This is a genomic window from Nitrosospira sp. Nsp2, from assembly GCF_003050965.1.
Taxonomy (GTDB): domain Bacteria; phylum Pseudomonadota; class Gammaproteobacteria; order Burkholderiales; family Nitrosomonadaceae; genus Nitrosospira.
This window is the reverse complement of record NZ_QAOU01000002.1, coordinates 479,273-495,941: the sequence shown is the minus strand read 5'-3', so window position 1 is coordinate 495,941 and position 16,669 is coordinate 479,273. Positions and strand designations below refer to the sequence as shown.

At 57.9% G+C, this 16,669-nt stretch carries 18 protein-coding genes; 15 read left to right on the top strand and 3 right to left on the bottom strand.

What is annotated here, in order from left to right; translation table 11 throughout:
- Positions 1–2: 2 nt before the first annotated feature.
- From motB to motD, 9 genes are all read left to right on the top strand, one after another.
- The gene (motB, locus tag C8R31_RS06465; protein WP_107693220.1) at positions 3–920 is read left to right on the top strand and encodes a flagellar motor protein MotB; all 918 of its coding nucleotides are present in this window, start codon (positions 3–5) and stop codon (positions 918–920) included.
- Positions 921–1,201: 281 nt separating this feature from the next.
- Positions 1,202–2,389 (top strand): flagellar biosynthesis protein FlhB, encoded by a 1,188-nt coding sequence (flhB, locus tag C8R31_RS06460; RefSeq protein ID WP_107693495.1) that lies wholly within the window; start codon positions 1,202–1,204, stop codon positions 2,387–2,389.
- On the top strand, positions 2,386–4,467 hold the full coding sequence (gene flhA, locus C8R31_RS06455; protein WP_107693219.1) for a flagellar biosynthesis protein FlhA: 2,082 nt from the start codon (positions 2,386–2,388) through the stop codon (positions 4,465–4,467). The genes flhB and flhA overlap by 4 nt, the downstream gene beginning before the upstream one ends.
- Positions 4,464–6,059 (top strand): flagellar biosynthesis protein FlhF, encoded by a 1,596-nt coding sequence (gene flhF, locus C8R31_RS06450; protein ID WP_107693218.1) that lies wholly within the window; start codon positions 4,464–4,466, stop codon positions 6,057–6,059. Before flhA ends, flhF begins: the two co-directional genes overlap by 4 nt.
- Positions 6,052–6,945: an AAA family ATPase gene (locus C8R31_RS06445; protein ID WP_107693217.1), complete on the top strand. Its 894-nt coding sequence runs from the start codon at positions 6,052–6,054 to the stop codon at positions 6,943–6,945. The genes flhF and C8R31_RS06445 overlap by 8 nt, the downstream gene beginning before the upstream one ends.
- A gap of 2 nt (positions 6,946–6,947) precedes the next feature.
- Positions 6,948–7,676 carry an RNA polymerase sigma factor FliA gene (locus C8R31_RS06440; protein WP_107693216.1) on the top strand — a complete coding sequence of 243 codons (729 nt, stop codon included), beginning with the start codon at positions 6,948–6,950 and terminating at the stop codon, positions 7,674–7,676.
- On the top strand, positions 7,658–8,398 hold the full coding sequence (locus tag C8R31_RS06435; protein ID WP_107693494.1) for a flagellar motor protein: 741 nt from the start codon (positions 7,658–7,660) through the stop codon (positions 8,396–8,398). The genes C8R31_RS06440 and C8R31_RS06435 overlap by 19 nt, the downstream gene beginning before the upstream one ends.
- 53 nt (positions 8,399–8,451) lie before the next feature.
- The gene (locus tag C8R31_RS06430; RefSeq protein WP_107693215.1) at positions 8,452–8,658 is read left to right on the top strand and encodes a hypothetical protein; all 207 of its coding nucleotides are present in this window, start codon (positions 8,452–8,454) and stop codon (positions 8,656–8,658) included.
- Positions 8,659–8,781: 123 nt separating this feature from the next.
- On the top strand, positions 8,782–9,738 hold the full coding sequence (motD, locus tag C8R31_RS06425) for a flagellar motor protein MotD (protein WP_107693214.1): 957 nt from the start codon (positions 8,782–8,784) through the stop codon (positions 9,736–9,738).
- 66 nt (positions 9,739–9,804) lie between these two features.
- Here motD and C8R31_RS06420 read toward each other — a convergent pair whose 3' ends face one another.
- From C8R31_RS06420 to flgA, 3 genes are all read right to left on the bottom strand, one after another.
- Complete coding sequence (locus C8R31_RS06420) at positions 9,805–10,272, bottom strand: flagella synthesis protein FlgN (protein ID WP_107693213.1); 468 nt, start codon at positions 10,270–10,272, stop codon at positions 9,805–9,807.
- Between the two features lie 14 nt (positions 10,273–10,286).
- Positions 10,287–10,577, bottom strand: a complete 291-nt coding sequence (gene flgM / locus C8R31_RS06415; protein ID WP_258192591.1) for a flagellar biosynthesis anti-sigma factor FlgM — start codon at positions 10,575–10,577, stop codon at positions 10,287–10,289.
- 300 nt (positions 10,578–10,877) lie between these two features.
- Positions 10,878–11,591 carry a flagellar basal body P-ring formation chaperone FlgA gene (gene flgA / locus C8R31_RS06410; RefSeq protein WP_107693212.1) on the bottom strand — a complete coding sequence of 238 codons (714 nt, stop codon included), beginning with the start codon at positions 11,589–11,591 and terminating at the stop codon, positions 10,878–10,880.
- A 371-nt stretch (positions 11,592–11,962) separates the two neighbouring features.
- Here flgA and flgB point away from each other — a divergent pair, with 371 nt between their 5' ends.
- The 6 genes from flgB (at position 11,963) to flgG (ending at position 16,648) form a co-directional block, all read left to right on the top strand.
- The gene (gene flgB / locus C8R31_RS06405) at positions 11,963–12,370 is read left to right on the top strand and encodes a flagellar basal body rod protein FlgB (protein ID WP_107693211.1); all 408 of its coding nucleotides are present in this window, start codon (positions 11,963–11,965) and stop codon (positions 12,368–12,370) included.
- Positions 12,371–12,395: 25 nt separating this feature from the next.
- Entirely contained in the window at positions 12,396–12,830 is a 435-nt protein-coding gene (gene flgC, locus C8R31_RS06400) for a flagellar basal body rod protein FlgC (RefSeq protein WP_107693210.1), read from the top strand.
- Between the two features lie 11 nt (positions 12,831–12,841).
- On the top strand, positions 12,842–13,510 hold the full coding sequence (locus tag C8R31_RS06395; protein WP_107693209.1) for a flagellar hook assembly protein FlgD: 669 nt from the start codon (positions 12,842–12,844) through the stop codon (positions 13,508–13,510).
- Between the two features lie 116 nt (positions 13,511–13,626).
- Positions 13,627–14,847 carry a flagellar hook protein FlgE gene (flgE, locus tag C8R31_RS06390; RefSeq protein WP_107693208.1) on the top strand — a complete coding sequence of 407 codons (1,221 nt, stop codon included), beginning with the start codon at positions 13,627–13,629 and terminating at the stop codon, positions 14,845–14,847.
- Positions 14,848–14,891: 44 nt separating this feature from the next.
- Entirely contained in the window at positions 14,892–15,641 is a 750-nt protein-coding gene (locus C8R31_RS06385; protein ID WP_107693207.1) for a flagellar basal body rod protein FlgF, read from the top strand.
- A 224-nt stretch (positions 15,642–15,865) separates the two neighbouring features.
- Positions 15,866–16,648, top strand: a complete 783-nt coding sequence (flgG, locus tag C8R31_RS06380; protein WP_107693206.1) for a flagellar basal-body rod protein FlgG — start codon at positions 15,866–15,868, stop codon at positions 16,646–16,648.
- Positions 16,649–16,669: the final 21 nt, after the last annotated feature.

Here is a 16,669-nt window from a genome sequence, read left to right as displayed (position 1 = left end):
CCATGGCCGAAGCAACCCGTCCCATTATCATCAGGAGAATCAAAAAGCATCATCGCAGCCATGGGGGACAGTGGAAGATCGCCTATGCCGATTTCGTTACTGCGATGATGGCGTTTTTCCTGCTCATGTGGTTGATAACCTCCGCCAGCCAGTCCCAGCTGCAAGGTATTTCCGAATATTTCCAGACCCCACTGGATCCGATCCCGAACAGGGGAGCCGGCAGCGGAGACCGTACCAGCCTCATCCAGGGAGGAGGGAAGGACCTGACGAGACGTGACGGGCAGGTCGGAAGTGGAAGTGACCAGCCGGTTAATCTCAAGGCGGCGCAGGGTGAGCTGGAACGCCGCGACAAGCTCAGGCTGGAGGATTTGAAAACCAGGCTGGAGCGTTTGGTCGAGTCCAACCCGACCATGCGGGAGTTTCGCAAGCAGCTGCTGCTGGACATTACTACAGAAGGTTTACGCATCCAGATTATCGATGACAAGAATCGGCCCATGTTCGGCCTGGCGCGAGCCGAGCTGGAACCGCATACGCGCGAAATTCTGCGCAAGCTCGGCGCGGTCCTGAACGAAATGCCAAACAAGGTGAGCTTGTCCGGCCACACCGATGCTACAGCTTATGCGAGCGGGGAGAAGAATTACAGCAATTGGGAACTGTCCGCCGACCGGGCCAACGCTTCACGGCGCGAGCTTATCCTGGGCGGCATGAGCGAGCAAAAGATCTTGCGTGTGGTCGGTTTGAGTTCGGTGGTGCTGTTCGACAAAACCGATCCTGCCAATCCCGTGAACCGGCGTATCAGCATTATCGTAATGAGCAACAAGGCCGTGGAGGCGCTTGGCAAGGAAGGCGCCCAGACGAAGGAAATCCGTACCAGCGCAGCATACGACCCGCGAACGGCGCAACCCCAACGCGCCAGTTAAACCAGATGTAGGCCGGTGCCCCGACAAAACCCGGTTTCACAGTAGTATGAGCATTACACATGGCATAGGCGCCAACGCCTGCCGATCAATGAGTTACGTGGTTTAAAAAAATCCCGGACAATGCCTTTGTCCTTAAAATGGAATTGCGGGACGAATTCCGTTCTTTTCCCTCGATAGCTCGCTACAGACTCATTCAATAATGCCTGCGTGTTTCATGCGCCAATTGTTCCCCTTGCCGGGAGATTGCCTACCGCTGCGGGCGGATATTGGGAAGCAACAGCGTGAGCGAAGAAAGCGATCAAGAAAAAACGGAACCTGCGTCGCCCCGGCGGCTGGAAAAGTCTCGGGAGGACGGCCAGGTTGCCCGCTCGGCAGAACTCTCCACATTCGCAGTCCTCATCGCGGCGGGCACGGGCCTGTGGCTGATGAGCGGACATCTGGCGGCACAGCTTGCCATTCTGATGAAGGACGGCATGCGGGTGTCCCGGGAATCCAGTTTCGATTCGGGGCGCCTAATGGAGCGCCTGTTCGATCAGATGACCGATATGCTGATCGCCTTCAGTCCCTTTCTGATCCTGATGTTCCTGGTGGCATTGGTCGCGCCGATGCTGGTTTCCGGCTGGCTTTTTACCTGGAAATCGGTAGCGCCGGATTTCAAGCGGCTTAACCCGATAAGCGGCATAGGCCGTATTTTTTCGGTGAACAGCCTTGTGGAACTGGCCAAGGCGCTTCTCAAGGCAACGCTTATCGGCGGAGTGGCGATGTGGGCAATGTGGCACAACAAGGAAGCCGTATTGTCGCTCGTTGCCGCTCCCATAACGGCGGGGGCCGGTTACATGGGCGAACTTGTCATTACCAGTTTTCTAACCATCGCGGGAAGCATGGCGCTGATCGCGCTGGTGGATGTGCCGTTCCAGCTTTGGGAGCACCACCGCAAGCTGAAGATGACCAAGGAAGAAGTTCGGCAGGAAAACAAGGAAACGGAAGGCGACCCTCACGTGAAGGCCCGCATCCGGGCGCAGCAGCGCTCGATGGCGAGAAAACGCATGATGGCGGAAATTCCAAAGGCAGATGTGATCATCACCAACCCGACCCACTACTCAGTAGCGCTCAAATATGAAGAAGGAAAGATGCGGGCGCCGCGCGTGGTCGCCAAGGGCGCACATTTGCTGGCCCAGAAAATCCGCGATGTGGGGCGGGAGCACGAGGTACCGGTGATGGAAGCGCCGCCTCTTGCTCGGGCTCTCTATCACCACGCCGAATTGGGAGATGAGGTTCCCCAACCGCTCTACAACGCGGTAGCCGAGGTGCTCGCCTACGTTTACCAGCTGCGCCGCTATCGGGAGGGTGGTGGACATGCGCAAGGTGGCGCCGGAGTTCCCACAATGCCGGAAAATCTGGCCGTGCCCGCCGAACTCGACCCCGAGGGTTCCATTGCTGATGGCCACACGCGAGTGCTTGACTCATGAATGCCATTACCAGACGAATATCGTTTCTGGCCAGCGTGAATGGGCGCAACCTGGCTGCGCCACTGCTGATACTCGTGATCCTTGGCATGATGGTCTTGCCGTTGCCCGCATTTCTGCTGGACGTGATGTTCACCTTCAATATCGCGCTCTCCATCATGGTGTTGCTGGTGAGCATCAATACGCTCAAGCCGCTGGATTTCGCAGCGTTTCCCACCGTGCTCCTGCTCACGACGCTTCTCCGGTTGTCGCTCAACGTCGCCTCGACGCGCATCGTGCTGATGGAAGGCCATACCGGGCCGGATGCCGCAGGGAAGGTGATCGAGGCGTTCGGACATTACCTCGTGGGCGGCAATTACGCCGTGGGTATTGTCGTTTTCATCATACTGGTGGTGATCAACTTCATCGTCATTACCAAGGGCGCGGGCCGTATCGCGGAAGTTTCAGCGCGATTCACGCTGGACGCGATGCCCGGAAAGCAGATGGCTATCGATGCCGATCTCAACGCTGGTCTCATCGGCGAAGAGGAGGCGGGCAAACGGCGAGCCCGGATATCGCAGGAAGCGGAATTCTTTGGCTCGATGGACGGCGCGAGCAAGTTCGTGCGCGGCGACGCGATAGCGGGAATCCTGATTCTTTTCATCAACGTAATCGGCGGGCTGATCATAGGCATGCTGCAACACGACCTGGACCTTGCTACCGCCGCGAGGAACTATACGCTGCTGGCAATTGGCGATGGCCTGGTCGCGCAAATACCCGCACTCATCATTTCGACTGCCGCCGGACTTGTGGTAAGCCGTGTGGGAACGGACGACGATATCAGCACCCAACTCGCGGGACAGCTGTTTTCACAGCCCCAGGTACTGGTCCTGACTGCCTCGATCATTGGCCTCATGGGCCTTATCCCTGGCATGCCCCACGTTGCCTTTCTATTGCTCGCTGCAACGTTGGGCGGAGGCGCCTACCTGCTGATGCGGCGCAGCAAGGGCGGCACAACTGCCCAGCCGGCAGCAGCGCCCGCGGCCCAACCGGAGTTGCAGGACGCAAGCTGGGACGACGTCGTTCCGGTTGATATTCTCGGGCTCGAGGTCGGGTATCGGTTGATCTCGCTGGTAGACCAGTCGCAGGACGGCGAGTTGCTACGCCGGATCAAGGGAGTACGGAAGAAATTCGCGCAAGAGATCGGATATCTTCCACCGCCGGTGCACATTCGCGACAATCTCGAACTGCGCCCGAATGCCTACCGCATCGCTCTTAAGGGGGTGGCGATTGGTACAGGCGAGGTCAATGTCGGCCAATTTCTCGCAATCGATCCCGGTAGTGTTTCAGGCAACCTGCCCGGCGCCGTCACCAAGGACCCCGCGTTCGGATTGCCGGCCGTATGGATTGATGCTGCCCAGCGGGACCAGGCTCAAATGCTTGGTTATACCGTGGTGGATGCAGGCACGGTGGTCGCTACGCATCTGAATCACCTGGTACATACGCACGCGGCAGAATTGCTCGGACGCGCGGAAGTGCAGCAGCTGCTTGACCGTTTGGCGAAAGAATCGCCCAAACTGGTGGAAGACCTTACCCCCAAACTGCTGCCACTTTCGACCTTGCAAAAAATTCTGCAAAACCTCGTCGACGAGAACGTGCATATACGTGACATGCGCACGATCGTCGAGTCCCTGACCGAGCATGCGCCGCGGGTGCAGGACGCGCATGAATTAACCGCTCTGGTCCGTATTGCCCTTGGCCGAGCGATTGTCCAGCAAATATGGCCCCAAGCCGGGGAGCTGCAGGTGATGGCGCTGGATTCGGGGCTCGAAAGACTGCTGACGCACGCCCTGCATGCGAATCCAAACGGGGCCGGCATCGAGCCAGGGCTGGCTGAAACACTTCTCCGCGAGGCCTCGGGAGCAAGCCAGCGACAGGAGCAGGTGGGGCTGGTGCCCGTCCTGCTTGTGCCCGCGCCACTGCGAACACTGCTTGCCCGGTTTCTGCGCAGCGCGGTGCCGCAACTCAAGATTCTGTCGCACGCCGAAGTACCTGATTCGAGCAATATCAAAGTTACTTCCATCCTGGGAGCCAGAGCATGAGCATCAAACGGTTTGTTGCAAAAACCACCAGCGAGGCATTGCGCAAGGTTCGCGACGCCCTCGGGCCCGAAGGCGTCATCCTTTCCAACCGATCGGTCGATGGAGGAATCGAGATCCTGGCGCTGCACCAGGATGCAATGTCGGCGTTGATACCATCCCGTATTGCAAAAGAATCAGGAGCGACGTTCTCGCCACAGCTCCATGTTAATAGTGGCGTGGCCGGGCCCGGGTATCGGGCCGCGGATTTCAGGTCCGCCGATGAGGGATTCCAAAGCTCGGCAAACGGTCGTCCCTGGGCCGGGGAGCAAAGACAGGATGAGATTCGGGCCGAGCGACCAAATAGTGCATCCTTCGGCGCAACGCCGCAATTACCGGAGCGGACAAGGACGGCAGAGGCCACGTCGTTCGGTAACAGACCCCTATCCGGGCGTGCACTCTCGCATGCCAATGAAACGATACAGGCAGACGCTCAACCCGCCGCATCCGTTTCAAAGAGCAAACCCGGTCGCGAGCAAGCGTCCGAAAATCTGCGGCCTCCAAAGCGGTCTGCCAAGGCGGTTCGCACTCCTGCAGCAGCTAAAAAAGCTCAGCCTGATGCGGTCGATACCCATGGGGTAGCCAGCGAGGTGGCAGCAAGCGTGTTGAAAGAAATAAAGGCGATGCGGGGCGCGCTGGAACAGCAGTTGGCATCACTGAGCTGGAATGACGAGGAGCGTCGGAATCCCATGCGGGGCCAGATATTAAAACGGCTGCTGAAGACGGGTTTCAGCGAAGATCTTATCCGCGAACTGGTGGCTCACATGCCTGCGGTCAGCAGTGAGGTCGATGCGATCAATCATGTCAAATCCGTTCTCGGCGGAAAGCTCAAGACCATCGGCAATGAACATGAAATGCTGGAAAAAGGCGGCGTTTATGCGCTGGTAGGCCCAACGGGTGTCGGCAAGACGACCACTACCGCCAAACTTGCCGCGCGATGCGTGGTGCGGCACGGTGCCGACAAACTCGCATTGCTTACGACCGATGGCTACCGGATCGGCGGGCACGAGCAGCTCAGAATATACGGCAAGATTTTGGGCGTTGCCGTGCACGCGGTAAGGGATAAGCACGACCTGGCACTGGCCTTAACTGAACTGCGCGGCAAGCACCTGGTGTTGATTGATACCGTTGGTATGGGTCAGCGTGACCGGATGGTGGCGGAGCAGGTCGCAATGTTCGCTGGTTGCGGCACAGAGGTGAAACGCCTGCTGCTGCTAAACGCGGCATCGAACGGGTACACGCTGAACGAAGTAGCCCATGCTTATCGTGGCGATGGCCTGGCGGGCGCCATCATCACCAAGCTGGACGAAGCAGTCATACTGGGGTGTGCGCTCGACACCGCTGTGCGCCATGCCTTGCCGCTTTACTATGTTGCGCAAGGCCAGCGTGTTCCGGAAGACCTGGAGTTGGCGGATGCGGCAAATCTGTTAACAGGCGCGCTGGACAGTCCGCCAACGTCCTCCTTCGATCTGCCTGACGAGGGGATTTTACTGCCGATGACCGTCGGCAACCAGGATAACGCCGGGCTGGATACAGGAGAACTCTCACTTGGCTGAGCATATCCACGATCAGGCCGATGGGTTGCGACGCTTGCTGATGCAGGATTTCGTGCGCGTTGTAACTGTCACGTCCGGCGGCGCGGCCGCAGGCAAGACAACCACCGTGATCGGTTTGGCCGTGGCGCTGGCGCGTGATGGAAAGAAGGTGCTGGTAATTGACGAGAACGTTGGGGCCCGCAACATTTGCGCAACGCTGGGTTTGAACGCTCACCGCGACCTGCTGGATGTGATCCGTCGCGACAAGGCCCTGGACGCGGTGATCGTTACTGCCCGCGAAGGTATCCGTGTCCTTCCGGCGGGACGTGGCATGAGGGTTCTTGAAAAGCTCGGCGCGGACGACAAGACCCATCTGATCGATGCATTTGCCGGTATCGACCCGTCAGTGGATGTGGTCCTGATTGATGCCGCACCGGGATCGGACAGCAGAGCGCTTCCCCTTGCTCTCCCCAGCCACGAAATTGTCATGGTTCTCCCTCCAGAGCCCGCTTCAATTACCGCGGCATATGCATTGATAAAGCATATCAGCAGTCATCACGAGAGTAAGCGGCGCTACCACGTCCTGTTCAACAAAACGGAGCTGGAGGCGGACGCGCGAAAAATTTTCGAGAACATGGAAAGTGCGGCCAAACGCTATCTGTCCGTCACTCTCCACCTCCTGGGCTTCGTCCCATACGATGGCAAGCATTGCCTGGGCCGCGGGCTGGCGGAAGTGCATCCCAATAGCCCTTCAGCCGGCGTATTTCGCCTCGCCGCAGAGTCGCTGGCTCACTGGCCGTGTCAGGACGGCGAGGGACCAGGACTCGAACGCTTCATGCAGTGTTTGCTGCAAGGCAACCAAGGCGGCAGGCAGAACGCCATTGCCGCACGCTCACAGCGAGTATAGTCATGTATACCTCATCCGGAACGATGGATAAACAGCAACATCTCGAAAAGTTCGCGCCTCTTGTCAAACGGATCGCCCATCACATGATGTCGAGGCTTCCAGTCAGCGTGGAGGCAGACGATCTTATTCAGGTTGGCATGATGGGTTTGATGGAGGCCTTGAATCGCTACGAGGAAATGCCCGGGGCGCAGTTCGAGACTTATGCGCAGCAGCGCATCCGCGGCGCCATGCTGGATGAGCTGCGCCAGCTGGACTGGCTGCCGCGCGGTGCGCGAAAAAATATGCGCCAGATCGACGCGGCAATTAACGCGCTGCAGCAGCGGCTCGGCCGTTCGCCATCGGAAAAGGAGATCGCCGGCGAGCTTCGCGTGACCATTGACGGCTATCACCAAATGCTGCTCGACGCGCGCGGAGCGCAGCTGGTTCATTACGAGGATTTCACGGACAGCGAAGACGACGACTATCTTGAGCGCAACTGCGCCGCGAGCGGTGCCGATCCATTGGCGAATTTACTGGATGGTGATCTGCGCCACGCACTGATTGCCGCGATAGACATTCTGCCCACGCGGGAAAAAACCCTCATGGGGCTTTATTATGAGCAGGAAATGAATTTCAAGGAGATTGGCGCCATCCTCGGCGTGTCTGAGTCCCGAGTATGCCAGATACATAGCCAGGCAGTGGCGCGGCTGCGTGCCACGCTCAAGGAATGCGCGTGGACTTCAATAGCGTAATCGGCATCGTTATCGCTTTACTCGCGATTTTTGGCGGACACGCGCTTGAAGGCGGCCATGCAGGGTCGCTCATGCAGTTCACGGCTTTCGCCATCGTGCTCGGCGGAACGCTTGGGGCAGTGCTGCTGCAAAGTCCAGTGGCCCAGTTTGTGCTCGGCATGAAAATGAGCCGGTGGGTATTTATTCCGCCGATGCTCGACCCTGACGCGCTGGTCGAGCATATCGCGGTCTGGAGCACCGCTGCGCGCAAGGAGGGATTGCTGGCGCTTGATACGCATGTCGAGGGAATCGACGATCCATTCATTAAAAAAGGATTGCAACTCGTGGTCGACGGCACGGAGCCTATGGTACTGAAGCGCGTGCTCGAAGTAGAGATCGATACCTTTGAAGACCTCCACCACCAGGGCGCCAAGGTCTGGGAAGCAGCCGGCGGCTACGCCCCGACTATCGGGATTCTCGGCGCTGTGATGGGGCTTATCCAGGTAATGGAGAATCTTTCCGATCCGGCACATCTCGGCACCGGTATTGCGGTCGCGTTCGTGGCGACCATCTATGGCGTGGGTCTGGCTAACCTGGCATTTCTGCCAATTGCAAGCAAACTCAAGACTCTGATTTCCAGCCAGGTTCTGATGCGCGAAATGCTTGTCGACGGGCTGGTGGGAATCGCCAATGGCGAGAACCCCCGCCTGATAACAGGGCGGCTGCGTGGGTACATGGCCTGATGTGACCCGTGCTTTCAAGGGCAACGTCGCAACGATTTTTAAAAGGAGAAATAATGAACGACAAAGACGGCAAACCTGAAGGCGCGGCAAAGCCCGACGATAAATCGACCGAAGATGTGCCGCGGGACGAGCGTCGAGAAGTGCTGAGGCGATCCGGCGAGGATCGCCGGGACCCCAACGCCAGACACATGCGTGTCCCGGACAGGAGGAAAAACGGCGACCGCCGGATTACGGGCCGGCGCAAAAGCGACCTCAAGTGAGCCATGTGTAACCAATCCCAGGTTAAGTTGCCGTCAGGAAGACGGCGTACGCATGCTGGAAAACACGGACAGGGATGGAATTGAGATCGTGGTGACCGTGGTAGAAAATTCTCATGCATAACCATGCAGGCTGATTACAGCGGGAAAGGGCGTTATGGTGTGAGAGTTAATCCGGCGAGGGCTTATCCATCGCCAAAGAAACCCGTCAACAAAGCTACCGAACGTCAACCGCGGCGGCGCCACCGGGGAGGAAGATACCGGCTGGCAGAACTGGAAAATCGCGATCGCTGGATGGTGTCGTACGCGGATTTCATAACGCTGTTGCTCGCTCTTTTTGTCGTGATGTACGCCATTTCACATATTAACGAAGGCAAGCATCGGATATTGACGGGTTCGCTCGTGAGTGCGTTCGGGGCGAAATCAGACCATCAGAATATCCTGAGTCTGACCCCGGATGAACCGGCGCTACAGGAGCAGGTTGCGGCAAAAAAAGCACGCCGCGCAGCGGAAGCCCAGCGTCAGCGTCGGGAAAGGATGGAGGTGGTCGCACATGACATCATGGCGGCCTTTGCTCCGCTCGGACCACTTATCGAGAATGGTCAGGTAAGGGTCATCCACAGCGATAGGGGCCTGAGCGTCGAAATCAATGCGAGTGTGCTGTTTGCTACCGGTCAGGCTGTATTGCAGGAGGATTCCAGCAAGGTGCTGGAGGCGGTGGCGCAGGTGCTGAAAGACGGAGACCAGATGATTCGCGTAGAGGGCCATACCGACGACATACCTATCGTCACGGAGAAATTTCCCTCGAACTGGGAGTTATCCGCGGTGCGCGCCAGCAGCGTGGTGCGCCTGCTGATTGACAATGGCGTAGCGGGGGCGCGGCTGATCGCCGCGGGTTACGGCGAATACCGCCCAGTGAATTCGAATGACACGGAGGAAGGCCGCATGCGGAACCGGCGAGTGACCATCACGATTTTGTCGTCATCTCCCGATTCTGAACCTGGCGCCTCACCCGGTACGTCCGATAAATTCCACATGCCGCCTGATGCGCTACCCGAGGTATTGAAGGGGCACGCTGCCTGACCGATGTAAAGCGGCCTGCTTCCGGCGATGACTGTCGTCCGACGGCGCAGCGCAGCGTTTTGGGGATTAAACTTCGCCGAGTTGCCGTCCAACCAGGAATGGCTGGGTATGACCGTTGGCGCCGTAGAGGCTGGCGACCTGCGTGGCGTCTTGCAACGCGGCGATCGCCTGCTGGTTATAGCGCAGGCGCTGACCGACGAGCTTTCCATTTATGCTGTTGAGCTGGCTCGCCGTTTCTGCGAGCCGGATGAGCTCTTGCCAAGCGTCCGCCGCGACGGGAAAATCTTGCAGCCAGCGTTCAATGCCGGCTCGATCCGTAGCCTGGCCCTGCGCTGAAAGCAGGCATTTGCGGGCATCGGCGAGCTGGGCAAGTTGCTGTGCCCGCTGCGCTTTTTCCTCTGCCAGGCGCGGGAGCAGCGAAACGTCGGCCTGCCTAAGGGCAGCTTGCTCCCCCCGCAGCGTGTCAATGAAATCACGGATGGCATCGCATTCCGATCGGATGAAATGTACCGGATCAAAAACTGTTTCCGTCAAGGGATGCTCCAAAATCAGCCTTGATTGCTGCGGAGAAGATCACGTACAGTTTCCAGCAGACCATCGGCCACTTTTTCGGGGTTGACCACGAAGCGGCCCTCGCTGATTGCCTGCTTGATTTCCTCTACCCGCCCAGCGTCAAAAACTTCACCCTGCGCAAGTTTTTTCTCTATATCCTGCAGTTGCGTGCTTAGTTGTACTTGATCGTTGCCCGGGGTGGGCTCCGCCGTTCTTTGGCTGAATTTCATGGCTGAGGCTGCTGCCTCGCCAACGTGCGTCGGCATTATTGTATTGTCGATTTTCACGGGTGGTTTCTCCTGCGGTTTAACTGAAGAGTCTAACGGCAGCGTTATGGAAAAACTTGAGGCAAATCTACTGCTTCACGCGGTATTGTTACATACCGCGCTGCAAGTTTAGATGCTTTTCTGCCATTCCATGCAAAAGGCGGAGAAACAGTCAACCCATCAATCAACTCATTATCCGTTAGCGCGTCAAACCCCCTCACCCGAAAAATCCCAAACTATACCTTGGCGCCCGTAAGCGTCATTTGAATTCGGAGCGGAGTGATCCCCGCCCGTCCTTTATCCTGCCGTACCTTTCGACCATTAATAACTCACTTCCACGATCGCCCCTGGGCGCGCGATACCGCTCACCACCGTGCCCGACGCGCTGCGAACCCGGACCAGCTGCCCTTCAGCGGCATTGTTCAGGGCCCTGCCTTCTGCGCTGACGCTAAAGCCGCGTCCGCTTGAGACAAGCTTGACGCTTTGATTCTGTAACACGGCCGCGGGGGCGCGCAGTATGTCCTGGCGAAGAGGGCTGCCAAAGGGAAGGCTGCCGGTCAGCGTGCTGCCAATAGCCCGATTAAAGTCCGTGATTATCCCGGGCGGCAGCTGGGCCAAGTCACCCCTTTGGGTGGTCAGGTCAGCGGCAGTGAGCACCTGTCCCTGTCTCATCGGTCGGGTGCTGACGACGTAATCGGCCACCACCTTGACCGTCGCGCGCACATAAATTGTCCATTGCTGAGGCGAGGCACAGTGCACCGCGACGGCGGTATTGCCCCAGGGGCGGTTACCCGGCGGCAAGGTTGCCTCAAGTGCTGCGCAGGCGGGGAGATTAACCCGCGTATCAATAATGCCGGGCGTGATCTCGACCTCGCCGGGCAGGCTAGCCGACTGTGCATGCAGGAAGTTCATGACGGCCTCCTGGATGAGGCGCGGGTCCTGCCTGGGATTCACAGGCGCCGAGGCAGCGGCGGCAGAAACCAGTGTAATAAAGCTCAGACCGAATGACAGCAGCCGGAAGCAGGTGATGGACATGATGGACTCCTGGAACGATAGTCCGGAACAGGCAAGTGAACAAGCAGCATTCTAGAGTGGGTAAATTTTCTGTGAGGTCCGGAAGTGAGGCGTGTTTTCTCGGTTAATCGAAGGATGGGCGGCAAGCCGACCCGACATACTGCAGCTGCGTCACCGCGCGCTGCTGTGCGCGGCTATAAGGAGAGAACCCTGGATAAGCGGCCCGGGCACCTGGGCCGCCTCGACACTGCTTCGCCGGGATTTGGAATGAGACGTTTCAAAGCCTTGAGATGAAGGTTTTTACCCTCGCTGATTCGACTATTGACGCCGTTCGCCTTCCAATAAGATGGTATGTCTAGTGGATACCGTAGCAAAGAGGTCACGGAGCTTTCATGATCGATAAACTTGATCCCACATTTCGTTTTTATCAGGAGGCGGCCAACCTGCGCGCGCACCGCCAGCAGTTGATTGCTTCCAATATCGCCAATGCCGACACGCCAAAGTATAAAGCCCGCGACATCAGCTTCAAGGACGCGTTGAACAGCGTCGTGGCCGGAAACGCCGTCAACGGCGCTGTCAGGCTGGCTACCAGTGCGCCGAACCATATTCCAACACCAGGGAGAGCGGCCGCGGGCACGCCAGTGCTATACCGTTCCGCAGTCCAGGGCAGCGTGGATGGCAATACCGTGGATATGGATGTGGAGCGTAGTCAATTCGCGGACAACGCGATTCACTATGAGGCCAATCTTACCTTCATCAACGAGCAGATCAGGTTAATGCGCGCCGCCATTCAAGGTTAACGAAAGGGTAAAGGAGAAACGGAAGATGTCCCTGTTCAATATTTTTGTTGTCGCCGGCTCTGCCATGACTGCCCAGAACCAGCGGCTTAATGTCGTTGCAAGCAACCTTGCCAACGCCGATAGCGCCACCAGCTCAAACGGCCAGCCGTACAAGGCGAAGCAGGTCGTATTCACGAGTACTACGCCAATGGATGGCATGGGCCCCAATGGTCCTAACGGCATCAGCAGCACGCACGGCGTGAAGGTGGCGCGCGTGATCGAGAATCAGTCGCCAATGAAAATGGTTTACGAACCGACTCATCCCATGGCTAATCCGGCGGGTTTCGTCACCATGCCAAACGTGAACGTGGTGGAAGAGATGGTCGATATGATTTCCGCATCGCGCTCATACCAGAATAACGTAGATATGATGAACACCGCGAAGACGTTGCTGCTAAAAACCTTGACCATTGGACAATAAAGGATCCCCCCATGAGCGCCATTCAGGACACGCCGCCGACTGTGAACCCTTTTGCGCCGTATAGCGCGCAAAACACAGCAAAATCCGCTGCTGATGACATACAGGACCGGTTTCTCAAGCTGCTGGTGACGCAAATGAAAAACCAGGATCCGCTCAACCCGCTCGATAACGCCCAGGTCACGACCCAGCTTGCGCAAATCAGCACGGTAAACGGAATTGAAAAGCTTAATGCCACTATCTCAGCCATGGCCAGCGGCATTACCGCCGGCCAGTCTCTACAGGCCGCGGGCATGATCGGCAAGGATGTGCTCGTTCCCGGCTCCGCATTGCGGCTTTCCGGCGGGAGCGGGGTATTCGGCGTCGACCTGGCGCAGGCTGCGGATAAGGTAAAAATAACGATATCCGATTCCGCCGGGCACGTGGTACAGGTCATGGACCTGGATGGACGAACCGCCGGGCCGCTGACGCTGACGTGGGATGGCAAGACCACTGACGGCACCTCCGCGGTCGACGGCGAATACAACATCAGCGTCGAAGCGCTGCGCGCGGACCAGAAGATCGAAGCACAGACGTTATCCCGCGGCACAGTTCAGGGCGTATCGCAAGGTAAGGACGGCGTCGGGCTTAACGTTGGAACGCTGGGCACGGTGGGATTGGCCGATGTCAGGCAGATTTACTAGCCGGGCAATTTGCCAGGACAGGGAATAGACATTGGGCAGACCACGTTTTTAGGCGGAGACGCGCGGTTGTCGCAAAGCGAAAACATTCATCAAAACAGGGAATAGGGGATTCAATCATGGGTTTTCAACAGGGTTTAAGCGGCTTGAACGCCGCATCCAAGAATCTGGAAGTTATCGGCAATAACGTAGCGAATACCAACACAGTTGGCTTCAAGCAGTCACAGACTCAATTTGCCGATATGTTCGCGAACTCCCTATCGGGAGGCGGCGGTACCCAGGCGGGAATTGGCGTGAAGGTCGCAGCCGTGGCGCAGCAGTTCGGACAGGGAAGCATTACGGTATCCAATAATCCGCTGGACATTGCTGTCAATGGCGACGGCTTCTACCGCTTGAGCGATCAGGGCGCGATCAGTTATTCGCGCAACGGACAATTTCATCCGGACAAGGACGGTTATATCGTCAACAGTAACGGTCTTCGCCTCACCGGATATGGTGCCGATACTACGGGCCAGATCATCTCGGGCTCACCAACCGACTTGCGCATTTCCAAGGCCGACCTGGCGCCCGCGACCACCACCCAGGTGAATGCATTGGTTAACCTCGACTCACGGGAGACTGCGCTGAGTTCGGCTGCTTTCGATCCAACCGATCCAGCCACCTACCATAGCTCGACTTCACTGCCAATCTATGACAGCTTGGGTAATGATACGGACCTGGCGACCTATTTCGTCAAAACCGCAGCGAACACCTGGGATGTATTCGCTGCCAACGACGGTGCCGTGCTTAACGGGGGACTGGCCGTTGGTTCGTTGAATTTCCTGCCGAACGGTTCCCTCAACCCGTCGGGTTCCAGCGTCTTCAGCATCACATCACCGGTGACAACTGGCGCCAATCCTCTGACTTTTGACCTGGACTTCACAGGCACAACGCAGTTCGGGTCACCTGCTGGTGTCAATGCGCTGTCGCAGGATGGCTATACATCCGGTCAGCTCACCGGTTATTCAGTCGCGCCGGACGGCACGCTTCGCGGCGGTTACTCCAACGGCGAGTTCCTCGACCTCGGACAGGTTGTGCTGGCCAATTTCGCCAACCCGCAGGGTCTTGCGGTGCAGGGCAACAATACATGGAAGGAAAGTTCCACGTCAGGCGCCGCCCTTGTCGGCGCACCCGGTACCAGCGGCCTCGGCGTATTGCAGGCGGGCGCCGTGGAAGAGTCAAACGTGGAACTGACCTCGGAGCTGGTCAATATGATCACGGCGCAGCGCATCTATCAGGCAAATGCCCAGACTATCAAGACGCAGGATCAGATACTGCAGACAATTGTCAACCTGAGGTGATCGGGAAACCAATAAATTAGAGCGGACTCGTCACAGGAGTAATTATGGACCGCATGATCTACGTTGCCATGACCGGAGCCAAGCACACGCTTGGGCAACATGCCGCCGTGTCGCACAACCTCGCGAACACGAATACTACGGGTTTCCGCGCAGAAATCAGCGCATTGCGCGCCGTGCCCGTCTTCAGCGATACGCTGCCAACGCGCGCGTTTGTCGTGGATTCAACTGCGGGTTCGGATTTCCGTCCCGGAACAGTGCAACAGACCGGGCGCGATATCGATGTGGCGGTGCAGGGCAGGGGCTGGATTGCTGTTCAAATGGCAGATGGTACAGAAGCCTATACCCGCGACGGCAATCTGCATGTTAATGCCAACGGCGTATTACAGACGCGTAATGGTTTAAATGTGCGTGGGGAGGAAGGGCTCATTTCCATTCCACCATACGCCAAGGTTTCTGTTGGCACGGACGGTACCGTCTCGACTGTGCCCGCGGGAGCGGGAACGAGCGAGCCCAATATCGCCGTCATGGTCGGACGCATCAAGCTGGTCAATCCACCCGAAGCTCAGCTCACTCGTGGGCTGGACGGCCTGTTTCGGCTTAACAGTGGGGTTGAGGCAGTGGCGGATGCGAACGTGACATTAGGCAGCGGTGCGCTGGAGGGCAGCAACGTCAGCGTGGTCGAGGCGATGGTGGATATGATCTCTCTTTCACGCCAGTTCGAGATGCACATGAAGCTGCTGCAGAACGCCGAAGGTAATGCGCAACGGGCCAGCAGCCTCCTGAGCATGAGTTAGTAGCTGAGCCGTGGCCGCCCACCCTCCGGCGTATGCTCGACCGCGTTCGGACAGGTAACGACTGTTTGAACGGTACATGAAACGGGGGAAAAAGGGTGAAATCTGTTTTTCAGGCCCCGCTCGTCCGCCGGCGCGCAACATGATTGCCAGCGCTAATTATTTCCAGCAAGGTCCTTGCTGATCTTTCTAGACAGATGCTGTATTAACAAACTCAGGAGACTCGCTTGATTCGCTCGCTTTGGATTTCAAAAACCGGTCTGGACGCGCAACAGACTCAAATGGATGTTATCGCCAACAATCTGGCGAATGTGGGGACGAACGGATTCAAACGCTCGCGCGCGGTTTTCGAGGATCTGCTGTACCAGACATTGCGCCAGCCGGGGGCGCAATCCTCCCAGCAGACGCAATTGCCGTCCGGATTACAGCTGGGCACGGGCGTGCGGCCCGTCACAACCGAGCGCATATTTACTCAGGGCAATCTGCAACAGACAGGCAACTCGAAAGACGTCGCGATCCAGGGCCAGGGATTTTTCCAGGTACTGCGCCCCGATGGCTCCACGGCGTATACACGTGATGGCTCGTTCCAGACCGATTTTCAGGGTCAGCTCGTGACCTCGAGCGGCTACTTCATCCAGCCTGCTATCGCTATCCCGCCCAATTCGCAGAGCATTACCATTGGCCGGGATGGAACCGTTTCCGTTACCACGCCGGAGTCCACCGTTCCGGTTCAGGTCGGCACCGTGCAACTTGCCACGTTTATCAATCCCGCCGGCTTGCAGAGCGTGGGCGAGAACCTCTACATAGAAACAGCCTCCAGCGGCACTCCAAACATCACTAATCCCGGCGCCGACGGGGCCGGTGTGCTGAATCAGGGATATGTGGAAACCTCCAATGTCAACGTGGTGGAGGAACTGGTCAACATGATCCAGACCCAGCGCGCCTACGAGATCAACAGCAAATCGGTGCAGACCTCCGACCAGATGCTGCAGCGCCTGACGCAAATATAGATGAGCAGGGCGGGACGTCAG

Coding starts and splice junctions, on each gene's coding strand:
- flhF (WP_107693218.1), top strand. CDS start 4,464: ATGAGCATCAAACGGTTTGTTGCAAAAACCACCAGCGAGGCATTGCGC.
- C8R31_RS06385 (WP_107693207.1), top strand. CDS start 14,892: ATGGACCGCATGATCTACGTTGCCATGACCGGAGCCAAGCACACGCTT.
- motD (WP_107693214.1), top strand. CDS start 8,782: ATGCAGGCTGATTACAGCGGGAAAGGGCGTTATGGTGTGAGAGTTAAT.
- flhA (WP_107693219.1), top strand. CDS start 2,386: ATGAATGCCATTACCAGACGAATATCGTTTCTGGCCAGCGTGAATGGG.
- C8R31_RS06395 (WP_107693209.1), top strand. CDS start 12,842: ATGAGCGCCATTCAGGACACGCCGCCGACTGTGAACCCTTTTGCGCCG.
- flgE (WP_107693208.1), top strand. CDS start 13,627: ATGGGTTTTCAACAGGGTTTAAGCGGCTTGAACGCCGCATCCAAGAAT.
- flgC (WP_107693210.1), top strand. CDS start 12,396: ATGTCCCTGTTCAATATTTTTGTTGTCGCCGGCTCTGCCATGACTGCC.
- C8R31_RS06440 (WP_107693216.1), top strand. CDS start 6,948: ATGTATACCTCATCCGGAACGATGGATAAACAGCAACATCTCGAAAAG.
- motB (WP_107693220.1), top strand. CDS start 3: ATGGCCGAAGCAACCCGTCCCATTATCATCAGGAGAATCAAAAAGCAT.
- C8R31_RS06430 (WP_107693215.1), top strand. CDS start 8,452: ATGAACGACAAAGACGGCAAACCTGAAGGCGCGGCAAAGCCCGACGAT.
- flgB (WP_107693211.1), top strand. CDS start 11,963: ATGATCGATAAACTTGATCCCACATTTCGTTTTTATCAGGAGGCGGCC.
- flgA (WP_107693212.1), bottom strand. CDS start 11,591: ATGTCCATCACCTGCTTCCGGCTGCTGTCATTCGGTCTGAGCTTTATT.